Below are 16591 nucleotides of genomic sequence, written 5' to 3'. Positions count from 1 at the left end.
GAAGGTCGAAAACCGCTGTTCTTGCTGCATAATTGTGGCCAAAATTTTTTGGCACGTGCCATGGCAAAGAAAGAACACGTATCCGAAACGCCCGCCACGCAATTCCTGCGCAAGCAGGGCGTCGCATTCACCGAGCATCCCTACACCTATGAAGAGCACGGGGGCACCGCCGTCTCCTCGCGCGAACTGGGTGTGGACGAGCATCATGTGGTCAAGACGCTGATCATGCAGGACGAAGCGGCCAAGCCCCTGGTCGTGCTGATGCACGGCGACCGCAAGGTGTCGACCAAGAACCTGGCACGCCAGATCGGCTGCAAGTCCGTCGAGCCCTGCAAGCCGGAGGTGGCGAACCGCCATTCCGGCTTCCTGGTCGGGGGAACCTCGCCTTTCGGTACCCGCAAGGCCATGCCTGTCTATGTCGAGGAAAGCATCCTCGCGCTGGACAAGATCTATATCAACGGCGGCAGGCGCGGCTATCTGGTCGGCATCGATCCGAAAGCCCTCGCCAACGTCCTGCCGGTCAAAACGGTCAATTGCGCGCTCGACGAGTGAGCGCCGCGTACCCAACAATCTGAAAGGGAGAGAATGTCCACAGTGCTGTTTGCCATCGCCGCCTACCTGATCGGCTCCGTCTCGTTCGCTGTCGTCGTCAGCAGCCTCTTCGGCCTGGCCGACCCGCGCACCTACGGATCGAAGAATCCGGGCGCAACCAACGTCCTGCGCAGCGGCAACAAGGCCGCGGCGGCGCTGACGCTGCTGGGGGATGGTTTCAAGGGCTGGCTTGCCGTGTGGCTGGCGATGCGTTTCGGCGAGCAGTATGGCGTTGGCGACGCAGGTATCGCATTGGTGGCAGTGGCGGTGTTTCTTGGCCACCTGTGGCCTGTGTTCTTCCGCTTTGTCGGCGGCAAGGGCGTGGCGACGGCACTGGGCGTGCTGCTTGGTTTGAATGGCTGGCTCGGGCTTGCGACGCTGGTGACGTGGCTGGTGATTGCGTATGCCTTCCGTTATTCCTCGCTGGCGGCCCTGGTGGCCAGCATTTTTGCGCCGTTTTACTACGGCCTGCTGTTCGGCGTGGATGCCAAGTTGCTGGCGGTCGGCATCATGAGCGCACTGCTCATCTACCGTCACCGCCAGAACATCGCCAACCTGCTGGCCGGCAAGGAAAGCCGGATCGGCAGCAAGAAGAAGTAAGTCAGACCACGCGTAGTTCGTCCAGTGGCCAGCGCGGACGGACATTGAACCCATAATCGCGCTTGGCCGCCTGCGGATTGATCTGCAGGCGCATCGCCCCCGCGAAAGCGATCATCGCGCCATTGTCGGTGCAGAATTCCAGCTCGGGATAGAACACACGGAAGCGCCGTTTCTGCGCCGCCGCGTTCAACGCTTCCCGCAGCTGCCGGTTGGCGCCGACGCCGCCGGCGATCACCAGCCGCTTCAGGCCGGTTTCCTTCAGCGCGGACAGGCATTTTGCGACCAGCACATCCACGATGGCGTCGACGAAGGCGCGCGCGATGTTTGCCTTGTCCTGTTCGCAGATATTCACCACATGGTTTTTCACGAGCGTCAGGACGGCGGTCTTCAGGCCCGAGAAGCTGAAGTTGAGATCCTTGGAGTGCAGCATCGGACGCGGCAGCTTGTAGGTGCCCGGATCGCCGAATTCGGCCAGGCGCGAAATTGCCGGACCGCCGGGATAGCCGAGGCCGAGCAGCTTGGCCGACTTGTCAAAAGCTTCACCTGCAGCGTCATCCATCGTTTCACCGAGCAGGGTGTACTGGCCAACGCCGTCCACGCGCATCAGTTGCGTGTGACCGCCCGAGATCAACAAGGCAACAAACGGGAAGGAGGGCGGATCCTTCGATAGCAGCGGGGAGAGCAGGTGGCCTTCGAGGTGATGGACACCCAGCACAGGCCGGTCGAGCGCGAGGCCGAGTCCGCAGGCGACCGAGGCGCCGACCAGCAGTGCGCCGGCCAGGCCCGGTCCTTGTGTATACGCGATTGCATCGATTGCCGGACGTGTGACTTCCGCTTTTGCCAACACCTGTTCCAGCAAGGGAATCGCGCGCCGGATGTGGTCGCGCGACGCCAGTTCCGGCACCACGCCGCCGTATTCCTCATGCATGGCGACCTGCGAATGCAGGGCGTGCGCAAGGAGGCCGCGTTGTGTGTCGTACAACGCCAGGCCGGTTTCGTCACAGGAGGATTCGACGCCGAGGACAAGCATGGGATGGGGGGCTGGATGGCAAGGTTCTTGCAAAGCCCTATTTTATAGGATTAGCGCACAGAGGTTCTCATACCATGAACGACTCCAAACAGCTCAAGATCGTTGTCATCAACTCACTCGTCGTTCCCGAAGGCGCGGACCGGGCCGCGCAACTGCAGGCGGAACGGGCCCGCGCGATCCGCATCGGTCTGCTCGAAAGCGGCTACAACATCCTCGCGGCGCTGCCGCCGGATGCCGACCTGGAAGAGCAAATCGCGCAACTGCAGCCCGACGTGATCATCGTCGACGAACAGTCCGACGCCGCGCTGAAAAAGGTAGTGTCCGCCACTGCCAATGATCGTCGCCCCATCGTCTGCTTCACCGAGGACAACGACAGGGAAAAGATGCATGCTGCCATTGAGGCAGGCGTCTCTGCCTATGTCGTGGCAGGCCTCTCGGCAGAGCGGGTGAAGGCGGTGCTCGACGTGGCCATCGCGCGATTCGAGGTGGACCAGAAGCTTCGCCATGAGCTCTCCGAAACCAAGCTCAAGCTTGCCGAACGCAAGGTCATCGAACGCGCCAAGGGTTTGCTCATGGAGCGCCATCATTGCACCGAGGACGAGGCATACAAGAAGCTGCGCCGCCTCGCGATGGACAAGAACCTGAAGCTGTCCGAAGTGGCGCAACGCATGCTCGATGTCGTCGATCTGCTCATCTGAGCGCCCTTTTTTAATGCAACGCACGAAATGAGTGCGCCAATCCCGCTTAATCTGGATCAAATATGTAGGAAACCGGCTGACAATCGTTGGCACACCACTTGCAATTAGGGATCAAGCGCCAACGACGGCGCACCGACTGAATACCCCGTCCTGACCAAAGTTGGTGAGGGTGGTTTGGACAAAGGCGTCCGTTCACGCGCGTTTCGACTCGCAGTGACGGACGCCTTTCTTTTTGCCAGTTTCGAAATCATTCATGAGGAAATCATGACTATAAAAGGATCCAAAACGAACCTGACTCGTCGCAGCCTGATCAAGGCAGGTGCCGCAATGACTGCAGGCGCCTTCGGAGGACTGGCCACGCAAGGCGCATGGGCCGCAGGCTCCGACAAACCTGAGAAAGAAGAAGTCAAGGTCGGCTTCATTCCGCTGACCGACTGCGCTTCGGTCGTCATGGCATCCGTATTGGGCATCGACAAAAAATACGGCATCAAGATCACGCCGACCAAGGAAGCATCCTGGGCGGCGGTGCGCGACAAGCTGGTCAACGGCGAACTGGATGCGGCGCACGTACTGTACGGCCTCGTCTACGGCCTGCATCTCGGCATGAGCGGACCGAAGAAAGACATGGCAATGCTGATGACCTTGAACCACAACGGTCAGGCCATCACCCTGTCGAAAAAACTTTCCGACAAGGGCGCCGTGGACGGTGCTTCGCTGGCCAAGCTGATGCAGGCCGAGAAGCGCGAGTACACCTTCGCGCAGACCTTCCCGACCGGCACGCACGCGATGTGGCTGTATTACTGGCTTGCTGCGCACGGCATCGACCCGATGAAGGATGCAAAGATCATTACCGTGCCGCCGCCGCAGATGGTTGCCAACATGCGCGTCGGCAATATGGACGGCTACTGCGTGGGTGAGCCCTGGGGCCATCGCGCCATCATGGACGGCATCGGCATCACCGGCGTCACCACGCAGGACATCTGGAAAGACCATCCGGAAAAGGTCCTCGGCACGACGGCCGAGTGGGTAAAGAAATATCCGAACACGGCGCGCGCCATGACTGCCGCGGTGCTCGAAGCCAGCAAGTGGATCGATGCGGGACTGCAGAACAAGATGAAGATGGCCGAAACCGTGGCCGACAAGTCCTACGTCAACACCAGCGTCGATGCCATCAACCAGCGCATCCTCGGCCGCTATCAGAACGGCCTGGGCAAGACCTGGGACGATCCGAACCACATGAAGTTCTTCAATGACGGCTATGTGAACTTCCCGTACCTGTCCGACGGCATGTGGTTCCTGACCCAGCATCGCCGTTGGGGACTGCTGAAGGAAGACGTCGATTACCTGGCCGTTGCGAAGCAGATCAACCAGATCGACCTGTACAAGGATGCGGCCAACATGGCCAAGGTGAGCGTGCCGAAGGATCCGATGCGGTCCTCCAAACTGATCGATGGCGTGGTGTGGGACGGCAAGAACCCGAAGATGTATGCAGGTTCCTTCAAGATCAAAGTTTAAGAGGCCATCATGAGCGCAGTCATGGAAAACGTACTGAACAAGCCGGTCGAGCCGGTGTCCGAATCACCGCCAAAGAAAATGGCGAAGAAGCAGGTCGTGGCACCCACACCTGAAAGGAAGATGTCCTTGAAGCCCTTCGTCCTTGCGGTACTTCCGCCCATCTTCGGCCTAGCCCTGCTGGTCCTCGTATGGGAAATCGTCGCCGCCAAGAGCAACGGCTTTCCTACGCCCATGGTGACGCTGGAGCATGCGATCAAGCTGTTCTCCGATCCGTTCTACCAGAAGGGGCCCAATGACCAGGGCATCGGCTGGAACCTGTGGTCCTCGCTCAAGCGGGTCGGTATGGGCTTCGGCATGGCCGCGCTGGTCGGCATCCCGCTGGGCTTCATGATCGGCCGTTTTAAGTTCCTTGCGGGCATGTTCAATCCCATCGTCAGCCTGCTGAAACCGGTGTCGCCGCTCGCATGGCTGCCGATCGGCCTGCTGGTATTCAAGGCGGCGAATCCGGCGGCGATCTGGGCGATCTTCATCTGCTCGATCTGGCCGATGATCATCAACACCGCCGTCGGCGTGCAACGCGTGCCGCAGGATTACATGAATGTCGCCAAGGTGCTCAACCTGTCCGAATGGAAGATCGTGACCAAGATCCTGTTCCCATCGGTGCTGCCCTACATGCTGACCGGCGTGCGCCTGGCGATCGGCACCGCATGGCTGGTGATCGTCGCGGCGGAAATGCTGACCGGCGGCGTAGGCATCGGCTTCTGGGTGTGGGACGAGTGGAATAACCTGAACGTGCCGCACATCATCATCGCCATCGTCGTGATCGGTGTGGTCGGCCTCCTGCTGGAACAGGCGCTGGTCGCCATCGCCAAGGCATTCACCTACGAAGACGTCCGCAATTAAGGAGCGCATCATGGACAACACAAGCAAGTTCATCGAAATCCAGAAGGCGGAGATGGTGTTCCACACCAGCAAGGGAACCTTCCACGCGCTGCGCGACATCAACCTGAATGTGAAGAAGGGCGAGTTCGTGACGCTGATCGGCCACTCGGGTTGCGGCAAGTCGACGCTGCTGAACCTGATTGCCGGCCTGCTCACGGCAACCGACGGCACCCTGTTGTGCGCCAATCGGGAGATCGCAGGCCCAGGCCCGGAACGCGCAGTCGTGTTCCAGAACCATTCGTTGCTGCCGTGGCTGACCTGCTACGAGAACGTCTATCTGGCAGTGGAGCGCGTCTTTGGCGCGACCGCAAGCAAGGCCAAGCTGAAAGAACGCACCAAGGCCGCACTTGCATTGGTCGGTCTGACACATGCCGAGCAGAAGCGCCCGCACGAAATTTCCGGCGGCATGAAGCAGCGTGTCGGCATCGCCCGCGCGTTGTCGATGGAACCGAAGGTGCTCCTGATGGACGAGCCCTTCGGTGCGCTGGATGCATTGACGCGCGCGCATTTGCAGGACGAGCTGCTGAAGATCGTGGCCGAGACGGAATCGACGGTGGTCATGGTGACGCACGATGTGGATGAGGCCGTGCTCCTGTCGGACCGCATCGTAATGATGACGAATGGCCCGGCAGCGACGATCGGCGACATCGTCCATGTGCGACTCGACCGTCCGCGCGACCGAGTCGCGCTGGCGCACGATCCGCTGTACATCGAGTACCGCAGCGCGGTGCTGGAATTCCTGTATCACCGCCAGGCGCATCCGGCGGCGATGAAGGAAGCTGCCTGACAAGGTATGACGAGGGGGATGGGCGACGGGGGCTTCGGCCCCCGTTGTCTTTTATCTGGCGACGACGAGGTAGAGCAAGAGCAGGTTGATCACGACGGAGATGGTCGCTACCGCGCGCCACAATGCCACGGGATCGCGTTTTGCGAGGGGAACCGCAGCGCGTGGCGGGACAGGATTGCTGGCGCCGCGTTCGAGGGCGAGCAGGAATTCTTCCGCGGTTTCGAAGCGGTCCGCGGGATCGCGCGCTACCGCACGCAGCAGGACGTTCTCCAGCCATAGGGGAATTTCCGGTCGATACCTGCTTGGCAGCACCGGCTCAGCAAAGCGCGGGCGCTGGAATGGTTCGATTTCCCCGTAGGGGTAATGGCGCGTCAGCATCAGGTACAGCGTGACGCCGGCCGCGTACACGTCGGTCTGCCGGGACGGCGGCGCATTTTCGAACTGTTCCGGCGCCAGGAAGGACGGCGTACCGGCCTGGGGCGCGTTCAGCGGTTCTTCCTCTTCCAGTCCTGACATCGCCACCCCAAGATCCAGCAGGCGCAATTCGCCGTCCGTCCCCAAGTGGACGTTGCCCGGCTTGATGTCGCGATGAATGATGCTGCGGCGGTGCAGGGCGCCCACGGCGCGTACCAGTTTCTCGCCGATCGTGACTGTTTCCGGCGCGGTGAAATGCGCCCCGACATCCAGCTTCTGCTGCAAGGTTTCGCCTTCGTGCCAGGTGGTCAGGTAATACAGGTAGTTCTTCTGCTCGGGTGAGATCACCTGCGGGAAGAAGCGGGCGACGACGCGCTTCGCCAGCCACTCCTCATGGGCGAAGGCGGACCGTTCGTGCGGGTCGCCGGCACGATCGGGGTGCAAGGTCTTGAGGACGAGCTGGCGCTGCGTCTTGGGATCGACGACGCGATACAGCAGCGTTGCCGGCGAACTGTGGATGACGGCTTCCACGACGTAGCCGTCGATGGTCTGCCCCGGCTTCAATTTGGGCGGGACCGGCAATTGCGCGGATACGGACAAGGCGTCGCGCAGGTTTTCTTCCGGCAGGCCGTCAACGCGCAGGACGAGCGCGCTGCAGTTGTCGGTCGAGCCGGATGCAAGCGCCCCCTTGACCAGCGCGTCCGCACAGGATGACGCGTCCCAGCTGCCCATTGCCACGTCTGCAAGAGCGTGGGTGATGTCGTATTCCGTCATGCTCGACCAGACACCGTCCGACGCCAGCAGCAGCACGTCCCGCTCGCGCAGCTCGCCCATGCCATGGTCGATTGCGAGGCGCGTATCGAGGCCGACCGCGCGCGTCAGCACGTGCTGCATCTCGGGGCGATCCCACACATGGTCCGTCGTCAGGCGGGTAAGTGCACCGCCGCGCAACAGGTACAGCCGCGTGTCCCCCACGTGCGAAAAGTAATAGCAATTGCCCCGCAGGACGACTGCGGTGAGCGTGGTGGCCATGCCGGCCAGTTCCGGCCGCACCGATCCCTGCTTCTGTACCCAGCTGTTGATGGCCTTGATGACCTTGTCCAGCGACTGCGTCACCGGCCAGGTGTCCGGCGTGGCGTAGTAGTCCGTTAGCAGGCCGCGCACCGTGTATTCGGACGCTTCGCGGCCGCCTTCATTGCCGGAGACGCCGTCGGCGATGGCAGCGATCAAGCCCTTGGTCGACAGTTCGGGATCGTTCGGCGTGACCATGCCGACGAAATCCTCGTTTCTCTCGCGCAGTCCTGCGAGGGTGCTGTGTCCGATACTGACGGAAAGGGGCATGGTGGAATCCGGGGGAGGCGATAAAAAAACGGCGGGAGCGGCGAACTGCATTCGCCGCTCCCGCCGTCCATGTTACTCAAATTTTTGGATCAGATCTTCGCTGTCGTCATGGAAGCGCTGCCCCAGGTCGTGCGCCAGCGTCCCTTGACCACGGTAAGTCCAACGAGGGCCAGCACGGCCAGCGATGCGAACAGTGTCAGGCCCAGCTGGTAGCTGCCGGTGATCTGCTTCGAATAGCCGAGGCTGGAAGCGAGATAGAAGCCGCCAATGCCACCCGCCATGCCGACCAGGCCGGTCATGACGCCGATCTCCTTGCGGAAGCGCTGCGGAACGAGCTGGAATACCGCACCGTTGCCGGTACCGAGTGACAGCATCGCGAGCACGAAGACGACTAGCGCAAGTTCGTAGGATTGCAGGCCAGTGCTGGCGATGAACAGGAACAGGGCGGCCAGCACATACATCAGGGACAGCGTCTTGATGCCGCCGATACGGTCAGCGACGATGCCGCCGACCGGGCGGACCAGCGAACCGGCGAACACGCAGGCGGCGGTGAAGTAGCCGGCAGTAACCGGAGACAGGCCGTACTGGCTGTTGAAATAGATCGTCAGCGACGAAGCCAGGCCGGAGAAGCCGCCGAAGGTCACGCTGTAGAAGAACATGAACCACCACGCATCCTTGTCCTTGAGCACGTGCAGGTATTCGACCATGGCCTTGGGAGGCGGTGCGGTGGGCGAATCCTTCGCAAAGATCATGTACACGAGAAAGGCAACACCAAGGGGGATCAGGCAAAAACCGAATACGTTCTGCCATCCGAACGCCAAGGCGAGCGACGGTGCGAACAGGGCGGCGAAGGCGGTGCCGGAATTGCCCGCGCCGGCGATGCCTAGTGCCGTGCCCTGGTGTTCAGGCGGATACCAGCGGGATGCCAGCGGCAACGCAACGGCAAACGCCGCACCGGCGATACCGAGCAGGATGCCGAGCGTGAGCATGCTTTCATAGCTGTTCAGCTGTCCCAGCCACGCCCATACCAGTCCGGACATCACGATAACCTGGCCGATGGCGCCGGCTTTCTTGGGTTTCAGGTGGTCGACAAGCACGCCCATCACGATGCGCAGCAGCGCGCCTGCGAGCAACGGGGTGGCGACCATGAGGCCCTTCTGCGCGGGCGTAAGAGCGAGATCCTTGGAGATCTGCACGGCGAGCGGTCCGAGCAGCACCCAGACCATGAAGCTCAGGTCGAAATAGAAAAAGGAAGCAAGGAGGGTCGGCGTATGACCCGCCTTCCAAAACGACGTCGTTTTCATGATGCGCCTTTGCACCGAAGTTGGAATTGGTGAGCTCTATGCAATCGGCGTGCCACACGTTTTCGTGCGTCAACTTGCTATTAATAGGGCGCGCGACGGTCCGGTGTGCGCTCTCCATGCACAACGCGCTCGTGTTGCACTGCAACGGTGCGCTTTTCTCTTCATCCCGGTGCGTTTACCTGATTTTCGTATTGGCACCGCTCTTGCTAAGAAACGATCAGGATCATTTTTGTAGCTTCAATGGCGAAGCGGAGCGGAGAAGGAGCTTTAATGAAGAAGCTGAAATTAGTCATGGTCGGTAACGGTATGGCCGGTGTGCGCACACTTGAGGAGTTGATCAAGATCGCCCCGGATATTTACGACATCACCGTATTCGGCGCCGAGCCCTACGCCAACTACAACCGCATCCTGCTGTCGCCGGTGCTCGCCGGCGAACAGACGATCAAGGACATCATGCTCAATGATGTCGACTGGTACGCGGAAAACAACATCACCCTCCACCTCGGCAAGAAGATCGCGAAGATCGACCGCGTCAAGCGCCAGGTCATCGCGGAAGACGGCACCACCGCGGAATACGATCGCCTGCTGCTGGCCACCGGTTCCAATCCCTTCCTCCTGCCCGTGCCCGGCAAGGAGCTGAAGGGCGTGATTTCCTACCGCGACATCCAGGACACCAACGCAATGATCGACGCTGCTACGGTGCACAAGCACGCGGTCGTTATCGGCGGCGGACTGCTCGGCCTGGAAGCAGCCAACGGTCTCAAGCTGCGCGGCATGGACGTCACCGTCGTGCATTTGCCGAACTGGCTGATGGAGCGCCAGCTCGATCCAACCGCCGGCAAGCTGCTGCAGAAATCGCTGGAAGACCGCGGCCTGAAATTCCTGCTTGATAAAAACACAAAGGAAATCGTCGGCGACGACGACGGCAACGTGAAAGCCATCCGCTTCACCGACGGCCTCGAAGTCCCCGCCGAGCTGGTCGTCATGGCGGTCGGCATCCGCCCGAACACGACGCTCGCCGAATCGGCAGGCTTGTTCTGCAACCGTGGCATTGTTGTCAACGACACCATGCAAACCTACGACCCGCGCATCTATGCCGTGGGCGAATGCGTGAACCATCGCGGTACGGCGTATGGGCTCGTCGCGCCGCTCTTCGAAATGGCGAAAGTGTGCGCCAACCATCTCGCCAACTTCGGCATCGGGCGCTACCAGGGTTCCGTCACCTCGACCAAGCTGAAGGTGACCGGCATCGACCTGTTCTCCGCCGGTGAATTCATGGGGGGCGAAGGAACGGAAGAAATCGTCTTGTCCGATCCGATAGGCGGCGTCTACAAGAAGCTGGTCATCAAGGACAACAAGCTGGTCGGCGCCTGCCTGTACGGCGATACGGTAGACGGCACCTGGTATTTCAAGCTGCTGCGCGAAGGCCGCGACATCACCGAAATGCGCGACACGCTCATGTTCGGCGAATCGAACACCGGCCGCCCGGGCGACACCGGCCATGAAGGCTTTACCCGTGCCGCAGCGATGCCGGACGACGCCGAGGTCTGCGGCTGCAACGGCGTGTGCAAGGGCACCATCGTCAAGTCGATCAAGGAAAAGGGCCTGTTCACCCTGGAAGACGTGCGCAAGCATACGAAGGCATCCGCTTCCTGCGGATCCTGCACCGGGCTGGTCGAACAGATCCTGATGGCGACCGCGGGTGGCGATTACTCCATGTCGAGCAAGGCGAAGCCGGTCTGTGCCTGCACCGACCACACGCATCAGGAAGTGCGCGATGCGATCAAGGTGAACAAGCTGCTGAGCATTGCCGACACCATGAAGTTCATGGAATGGCGCACCCCCAACGGCTGTTCCACCTGCCGTCCGGCACTGAACTACTACCTGATCTCCACCTGGCCGCACGAGGCGAAGGACGATCCACAATCGCGTTTCATCAACGAGCGCGCGCACGCCAACATCCAGAAGGACGGCACCTACTCCGTCATCCCGCGCATGTGGGGCGGCGAGACCACTGCGAAGGACTTGCGCCGCATCGCCGACGTCGTCGACAAGTACCAGATCCCGACCGTCAAGGTGACGGGCGGCCAGCGCATCGATCTGCTGGGTGTGAAGAAGGAAGACCTGCCGGCCGTGTGGAAAGAGCTAGACATGCCATGCGGCCATGCGTACGCCAAGGCGCTGCGCACCGTGAAAACCTGCGTCGGCTCGGAATGGTGCCGCTTCGGCACGCAGGATTCCACCGAGATGGGCAAGCAGCTTGAGCGTGCAATGTGGAAGATGTATGCGCCGCACAAGGTGAAGATCGCCGTCTCCGGCTGCCCGCGCAACTGCGCCGAATCCGGCATCAAGGATGTGGGCGTGATTGGCGTCGATTCCGGCTGGGAGATCTACGTCGGCGGCAACGGCGGTATCAAGACGGAAGTTGCCCATTTCTTCGTCAAGGTGAAGACGCACGAGGAAGTGCTGGAATATTCCGGCGCCTTCCTGCAGCTCTACCGGGAAGAGGGCTGGTACCTCGAGCGCACCGTGCACTATATTGGACGTGTAGGCCTCGACCATGTGAAGAAGAAAGTGCTGGAGGACGCGGAGAACCGCAAGGCGCTGTACGAGCGGCTGCTGTTCTCGCTGGACGGCGAGCCGGACCCCTGGCATGAGCAGGAAAAGGCCCAGGTTGACGCGCGCCAGTTTGAACCGCTGAGCGTGTAACGAAGCAATCCGCCGGGCGGTTCCGATTGATTTTTTTGAAAGGAACGACCATGACCATCTATCTTGCAGCCATCGTGCTGGCCGTCGCGGCCACTTCCGCCATCCTCGGCACCTGCATGCTCCATGGATCGTTCGACCGGGCCGCCCCCGTGCACATCGTCCAATTGAAATAAAGGAAAGCACATGCCGCAACAATGGAAAGCCGTCTGCAACGTCGCAGACATCCCCGTGCTCGGCGCACGGGTCGTCAACCGGGCAGCGAAGCCCGACGTGGCGATTTTCCGCAATAGCGAAGACAAGATTTTTGCCCTGCTCGACAAGTGCCCGCACAAGGGCGGCCCGCTATCGCAGGGGATCGTGTTCGGCGAGCGCGTCGCCTGCCCGTTGCACAACTGGAACATCCAGCTTGATTCGGGCTGTGCGGTGTCCCCCGATGAAGGCTGCACGCAGAGATTCAGCGTCAAGGTGGAAGACGGCGAGGTCTTCCTCGACGCCGAAGAATTGAAGTCCCTGGCGATCGAGGTCAAGGCCGAATGAGTGCATTACGCGAAACGAAAGCCACCTGCTGTTACTGCGGCGTCGGGTGCGGCGTCATTGTCGAGAGCGATGGCGAGAAGATCACCGGCGTGCGCGGCGATCCGGATCATCCCGCCAATTTCGGCCGGTTGTGCACCAAAGGCAGCACGCTCCACCTGACCGCCAATCCGGTGTTGCAGCAGCAGGCGCGCGCCCTGTACCCGGAAATGCGCGTCTCGCGTGATGGCGCGCGCGACAAGGCGTCCTGGGACGATTCTCTGGATTTCATCGCGAAGAAGTTTGCCAGCACCATTCGCGACCATGGACCGGACAGCGTCGGCTTCTATATCTCCGGCCAGCTGCTGACGGAGGACTATTACGTCTTCAACAAGCTGTCCAAGGGCCTGGTCGGCACCAACAACATCGACACCAATTCGCGCCTGTGCATGTCGAGCGCTGTTGCCGGCTACAAGCAGACGCTGGGCGCCGATGCGCCGCCGGCCTGCTATGAGGACTTTGATCACGCCGAAGTGATCTTCATCGTCGGCTCGAACACGGCCTACGCGCATCCCATCATCTATCGCCGGATTGAAGCGGCGCGCAAGGCAAACCGTTCGCAGAAGATGATCGTGGCCGATCCGCGCCGGACCGACACGGCACGTGACGCCGACCTCTATCTGCCCATCCTTCCGGGAACGGACGTCGCGCTGTTCAACGGCATGCTGCATATCTGCCTGTGGGAAGGCTGGATCGACGAAGACTACATCAACGCGCACACCGAGGGCTTCGACGAACTGAAGCGCACGGTGCGCGACTACACACCGCAGTTTGTTGCCGAAACCTGCGGCATCTCGCAGGAAGACCTGGCGACGGCTGCCCGCTGGTTCGGCCAATCGAAGGCATCGCTCTCGCTTTACTGCCAGGGCCTGAACCAATCGACGTCCGGCACCGCCAAGAATGCGGCGTTGATCAACCTCCACCTTGCCACGCATCAGATCGGCAAGCCCGGCGCGGGACCGTTTTCCCTGACCGGGCAGCCCAATGCGATGGGAGGCCGCGAAGTGGGCGGGCTGGCCAACCTGCTGTCTGCGCATCGCGACATGGCCAATGCGGAACACCGCGCCGAGATCGCGCGCCTGTGGGGCATCGACGACGTACCGTCCAAGCCAGGCAAGACGGCAGTCGAAATGTTCGAGGCCGTGCGCAATGGCGAAATCAAAATCCTGTGGATCGCCTGCACCAACCCCGCGCAATCGCTGCCCGACCAGAAGCTGGTGCGCGAGGCGCTTGAAAAGGCCGAGCTGGTGATCGTGCAGGAAGCCTATAAAACGACTGCCACCGTCGATTACGCGGACGTGCTGCTGCCTGCGACGACCTGGGGCGAAAAGGAAGGCACGGTCACGAATTCCGAGCGCCGCATCACGCGCTTCAAATCTGTGCTGCCCAAGCCTGCGGAAACACGGCACGACTGGGAAATCGTGGTCGACTTCGCGCGCCGGCTGGAAACGCTGATGGGCAAGGATAAGACGATCTTCCCCTATGCTGGCACCGAAGAAATCTGGAACGAGCACCGCGAATCCACGCGTGGCCGCGACCTCGACATCACTGGCCTCTCGTACCAGATTCTGGACGAGCAGGGGCCGCAGCAATGGCCGTTCCCGGAGGGGGCGGCGGAGGGCAAGAAGCGCCTGTACGAGGACGGCGTGTTCCCGACGGCCAGCGGCAAGGCGAAATTCGTCAACACCGTCTACCAGCCGGTTGCCGAACCGGTCGACGCGCGCTTCCCGTTCCGCCTCACGACCGGGCGCCAGCGCGACCAGTGGCACGGCATGAGCCGTACCGGTACGGTGGCCCAATTGTTCTCGCACGCATCTGAACCGGCCGTCATGATGTCGAAGACCGACATGGACCGCCGCATGATCGCCAACGGCGACCTCGTGCATGTGACCAGCAAGCGCGGTTCGCAGATCCTGCCTGCTGTGGCGAGCGATGATATCCGTGTCGGGCAAGCCTTCATCGGCATGCACTGGGGCGAGGAATACGTGTCCGGCCGTGGCAGCGACGGCAAGGGTACCTTCGGCGTCAATGCGCTGACCCTGCCGGCGTTCTGCCCGAGTTCCAAGCAACCCGAACTGAAGCATGCCGCGGTCAAGATCCTGAAGGCGGAGCTGCCGTGGCGCTTCCTGGTGTTCGGCTGGATCGACCAGGACAAGGCACTCGCTCTGCAGGCGGCGCTGCGGCCGTTCATGCGGCGCTTCAGCTATGCATCCTGCACGCTGTTCGGCCGCGACAAGGTCGGAGTCTTCTTCCGCGCAGCGGACGACTATCCCGCCGACCCGGCGCTGGTGCAGGAGATCGAAACGCAGTTCGGCATCGCGGGCGCGGAAGTTTTGCGCTACGACGATGTCCGTCGCGGCAACGCGCGGCATATTCGCGTTCTGGACGGCAAACTCGCGGCAGTGTCGCTCGCCGGTGACACCTCGGCCGAGCATTGGCTGAAGGAATACCTTGAAGGTGAACAGCCCGTGGCCGCCCTCGGTCGCCTCCTGCTGATGCCGTCGACCAAGGCGCCGCAAGGTTTCAAGGCGCGCGGCAGGATCGTCTGCAACTGTTTCAACATTGCCGAGACGGAAATCAACGAGGCGCTGGTGAAGCACGACTGGATCAACCAGGGGACACCGGATGCCGTCCTGGCGTCGCTGCAGGGGCAGCTCAAATGCGGCACGAACTGCGGTTCCTGCGTGCCGGAGCTGAAGAAGATCATCCTGCACCAGACGCCGTCCACCAAGGCTGCCGCCTGACGGCCGCTTCTCCTGCTCCGTTGTGACCACCGCAACGGAGCGCCCCCTCCCGCGACGGTTTAAAATAGCGTTCTTTTTCCGTCACTCAATCCACCCGAACGCCATGGCCGTCAATCTCCCCCTTCCCATCGCCGCCAACCTGAAACCCGTTGCAGGGATCGAACTGGGTTTTGCCGAAGCAGGAATCCGCAAAGCCAACCGCAAGGACTTGCTGGTCATGAAGCTGGCGCCGACTGCCACGGTATCGGGTGTATTTACCAAGAACCGCTTCTGCGCCGCACCGGTCCAGGTGTGCAAGGCGCACCTCGAAGGTGTCCGCATGTCCGGCGCGCCCATCCAGGCGCTGGTCATCAACACGGGCAATGCGAACGCCGGCACCGGGGAAGCAGGCCTGGCCAACGCCAACGCGACCTGCGAGGCGCTCGCCGCCCTGCTGGGCTGCGCACCCTCGCAGATCCTGCCGTTCTCAACCGGCGTCATCCTTGAGCCGCTGCCGGTCGACCGCCTCAAGGCTGGCTTGCCGAGCGCGATTGCCAACCTGAAGGCCGACAACTGGTACAACGCCGCGGAGTCGATCATGACGACCGACACGCAGCCCAAGGCCGCGTCGCGCACCGTGACGATCGCCGGCAAACAGGTCACGCTGACCGGCATCAGCAAGGGCGCGGGCATGATCAAGCCGAACATGGCCACCATGCTCGGCTACCTCGCGATGGATGCCAAGGTCGCCCAGTCGGTGCTCGACCACATGGTGAAGGCGGCGGCCGACAAATCCTTCAACTGCATCACCATCGACGGCGACACGTCGACCAATGACTCCTTCATGGTGATCGCCACGGGCGCGGGCCAGCTGGAAGTGAACGACATCGCTTCGCCGGAATATGCCGAACTGGCCGCTGCCGTGACGGCGATTTCCCAGGAGCTGGCGCAGATGATCGTGCGTGACGGCGAGGGCGCCACCAAGTTCATGACCATCACGGTCGAAGACGGCACCTCGGTCGAGGAGTGCCGCCAGATTGCCTATTCCATCGGCCACTCGCCGCTGGTGAAGACCGCCTTCTACGCCTCCGACCCCAACCTGGGCCGCATCCTCGCCGCGATCGGCTACGCCGGCATCGACGACCTGGATGTCAGCAAGATCAACCTCTACCTCGATGACGTCTGGGTTGCGAAGAACGGCGGCCGCAATCCCGATTACAAGGAAGAAGACGGCCAGCGCGTGATGAAGCAGAGCGAAATCACGATCCGCGTGAAACTGGCCCGCGGCAATGCGGCCGCGACGATCTGGACCTGCGACTTCTCGCACGAGTACGTGAGCATCAACGCCGACTATCGTTCCTGAC

The 16591-nt window shown here is 61.7% G+C and carries 14 protein-coding genes; 11 read left to right on the top strand and 3 right to left on the bottom strand.

Annotated features, from left to right (window positions below):
• Nucleotides 1–60: 60 nt before the first annotated feature.
• Both ybaK and plsY read left to right on the top strand, forming a co-directional pair.
• Nucleotides 61–552: a Cys-tRNA(Pro) deacylase gene (gene ybaK, locus ACNOHI_RS18545; RefSeq protein WP_420476155.1), complete on the top strand. Its 492-nt coding sequence runs from the start codon at nucleotides 61–63 to the stop codon at nucleotides 550–552.
• Nucleotides 553–585: 33 nt separating this feature from the next.
• The gene (gene plsY / locus ACNOHI_RS18540) at nucleotides 586–1191 is read left to right on the top strand and encodes a glycerol-3-phosphate 1-O-acyltransferase PlsY (RefSeq protein WP_420476154.1); all 606 of its coding nucleotides are present in this window, start codon (nucleotides 586–588) and stop codon (nucleotides 1189–1191) included.
• Between the two features lies 1 nt (nucleotide 1192).
• Here plsY and tsaD read toward each other — a convergent pair whose 3' ends face one another.
• Nucleotides 1193–2221, bottom strand: coding sequence for a tRNA (adenosine(37)-N6)-threonylcarbamoyltransferase complex transferase subunit TsaD (tsaD, locus tag ACNOHI_RS18535; protein WP_420476153.1), 1029 nt, complete (start codon nucleotides 2219–2221; stop codon nucleotides 1193–1195).
• Nucleotides 2222–2295: 74 nt separating this feature from the next.
• On the opposite strand from tsaD, the gene ACNOHI_RS18530 reads away from it, so the two are divergent.
• From ACNOHI_RS18530 to ACNOHI_RS18515, 4 genes are all read left to right on the top strand, one after another.
• The gene (locus tag ACNOHI_RS18530) at nucleotides 2296–2919 is read left to right on the top strand and encodes an ANTAR domain-containing response regulator (protein ID WP_420476152.1); all 624 of its coding nucleotides are present in this window, start codon (nucleotides 2296–2298) and stop codon (nucleotides 2917–2919) included.
• 327 nt (nucleotides 2920–3246) lie between these two features.
• The gene (locus tag ACNOHI_RS18525; RefSeq protein WP_420476187.1) at nucleotides 3247–4434 is read left to right on the top strand and encodes a CmpA/NrtA family ABC transporter substrate-binding protein; all 1188 of its coding nucleotides are present in this window, start codon (nucleotides 3247–3249) and stop codon (nucleotides 4432–4434) included.
• A 9-nt stretch (nucleotides 4435–4443) separates the two neighbouring features.
• Nucleotides 4444–5337: a nitrate ABC transporter permease gene (gene ntrB, locus ACNOHI_RS18520; protein ID WP_420476151.1), complete on the top strand. Its 894-nt coding sequence runs from the start codon at nucleotides 4444–4446 to the stop codon at nucleotides 5335–5337.
• A 10-nt stretch (nucleotides 5338–5347) separates the two neighbouring features.
• Nucleotides 5348–6163 carry an ABC transporter ATP-binding protein gene (locus ACNOHI_RS18515; protein ID WP_420476150.1) on the top strand — a complete coding sequence of 272 codons (816 nt, stop codon included), beginning with the start codon at nucleotides 5348–5350 and terminating at the stop codon, nucleotides 6161–6163.
• Nucleotides 6164–6214: 51 nt separating this feature from the next.
• On the opposite strand, the gene ACNOHI_RS18510 is transcribed toward ACNOHI_RS18515, so the two are convergent.
• Together ACNOHI_RS18510 and ACNOHI_RS18505 are read right to left on the bottom strand one after the other, a co-directional pair.
• On the bottom strand, nucleotides 6215–7918 hold the full coding sequence (locus ACNOHI_RS18510; protein WP_420476149.1) for a protein kinase domain-containing protein: 1704 nt from the start codon (nucleotides 7916–7918) through the stop codon (nucleotides 6215–6217).
• 89 nt (nucleotides 7919–8007) lie between these two features.
• A complete protein-coding gene (locus tag ACNOHI_RS18505; RefSeq protein WP_420476148.1) occupies nucleotides 8008–9222 on the bottom strand; it encodes a nitrate/nitrite transporter in 1215 nt (404 codons plus the stop codon).
• A gap of 270 nt (nucleotides 9223–9492) precedes the next feature.
• Between ACNOHI_RS18505 and nirB the strand changes: the two genes are divergently transcribed.
• The 5 genes from nirB to argJ all read left to right on the top strand — a co-directional run bounded on the left by nirB (nucleotide 9493) and on the right by argJ (nucleotide 16590).
• Nucleotides 9493–11931, top strand: coding sequence for a nitrite reductase large subunit NirB (gene nirB, locus ACNOHI_RS18500; protein ID WP_420476147.1), 2439 nt, complete (start codon nucleotides 9493–9495; stop codon nucleotides 11929–11931).
• A 50-nt stretch (nucleotides 11932–11981) separates the two neighbouring features.
• Nucleotides 11982–12104 (top strand): hypothetical protein, encoded by a 123-nt coding sequence (locus ACNOHI_RS18495; protein WP_420476146.1) that lies wholly within the window; start codon nucleotides 11982–11984, stop codon nucleotides 12102–12104.
• 10 nt (nucleotides 12105–12114) lie between these two features.
• Nucleotides 12115–12468, top strand: coding sequence for a nitrite reductase small subunit NirD (gene nirD, locus ACNOHI_RS18490; protein ID WP_420476145.1), 354 nt, complete (start codon nucleotides 12115–12117; stop codon nucleotides 12466–12468).
• Nucleotides 12465–15248 (top strand): molybdopterin-dependent oxidoreductase, encoded by a 2784-nt coding sequence (locus ACNOHI_RS18485; protein WP_420476144.1) that lies wholly within the window; start codon nucleotides 12465–12467, stop codon nucleotides 15246–15248. Before nirD ends, ACNOHI_RS18485 begins: the two co-directional genes overlap by 4 nt.
• Before the next feature lie 103 nt (nucleotides 15249–15351).
• Nucleotides 15352–16590: a bifunctional glutamate N-acetyltransferase/amino-acid acetyltransferase ArgJ gene (gene argJ / locus ACNOHI_RS18480; protein WP_420476143.1), complete on the top strand. Its 1239-nt coding sequence runs from the start codon at nucleotides 15352–15354 to the stop codon at nucleotides 16588–16590.
• Nucleotide 16591: the final 1 nt, after the last annotated feature.

This window comes from Noviherbaspirillum sp. ST9 (assembly GCF_048799745.1).
Taxonomy (GTDB): domain Bacteria; phylum Pseudomonadota; class Gammaproteobacteria; order Burkholderiales; family Burkholderiaceae_D; genus Noviherbaspirillum.
This window is presented reverse-complemented; position numbering and strand designations above follow the sequence as displayed.

What these genes read in the sequence shown, in the direction of transcription:
- ybaK (WP_420476155.1), top strand. Translation starts at nt 61, where the DNA reads ATGGCAAAGAAAGAACACGTATCCGAAACGCCCGCCACGCAATTCCTG.
- plsY (WP_420476154.1), top strand. Translation starts at nt 586, where the DNA reads ATGTCCACAGTGCTGTTTGCCATCGCCGCCTACCTGATCGGCTCCGTC.
- tsaD (WP_420476153.1), bottom strand. Translation starts at nt 2,221, where the DNA reads ATGCTTGTCCTCGGCGTCGAATCCTCCTGTGACGAAACCGGCCTGGCG.
- ACNOHI_RS18530 (WP_420476152.1), top strand. Translation starts at nt 2,296, where the DNA reads ATGAACGACTCCAAACAGCTCAAGATCGTTGTCATCAACTCACTCGTC.
- ACNOHI_RS18525 (WP_420476187.1), top strand. Translation starts at nt 3,247, where the DNA reads ATGACTGCAGGCGCCTTCGGAGGACTGGCCACGCAAGGCGCATGGGCC.
- ntrB (WP_420476151.1), top strand. Translation starts at nt 4,444, where the DNA reads ATGAGCGCAGTCATGGAAAACGTACTGAACAAGCCGGTCGAGCCGGTG.
- ACNOHI_RS18515 (WP_420476150.1), top strand. Translation starts at nt 5,348, where the DNA reads ATGGACAACACAAGCAAGTTCATCGAAATCCAGAAGGCGGAGATGGTG.
- ACNOHI_RS18510 (WP_420476149.1), bottom strand. Translation starts at nt 7,918, where the DNA reads ATGCCCCTTTCCGTCAGTATCGGACACAGCACCCTCGCAGGACTGCGC.
- ACNOHI_RS18505 (WP_420476148.1), bottom strand. Translation starts at nt 9,222, where the DNA reads ATGAAAACGACGTCGTTTTGGAAGGCGGGTCATACGCCGACCCTCCTT.
- nirB (WP_420476147.1), top strand. Translation starts at nt 9,493, where the DNA reads ATGAAGAAGCTGAAATTAGTCATGGTCGGTAACGGTATGGCCGGTGTG.
- ACNOHI_RS18495 (WP_420476146.1), top strand. Translation starts at nt 11,982, where the DNA reads ATGACCATCTATCTTGCAGCCATCGTGCTGGCCGTCGCGGCCACTTCC.
- nirD (WP_420476145.1), top strand. Translation starts at nt 12,115, where the DNA reads ATGCCGCAACAATGGAAAGCCGTCTGCAACGTCGCAGACATCCCCGTG.
- ACNOHI_RS18485 (WP_420476144.1), top strand. Translation starts at nt 12,465, where the DNA reads ATGAGTGCATTACGCGAAACGAAAGCCACCTGCTGTTACTGCGGCGTC.
- argJ (WP_420476143.1), top strand. Translation starts at nt 15,352, where the DNA reads ATGGCCGTCAATCTCCCCCTTCCCATCGCCGCCAACCTGAAACCCGTT.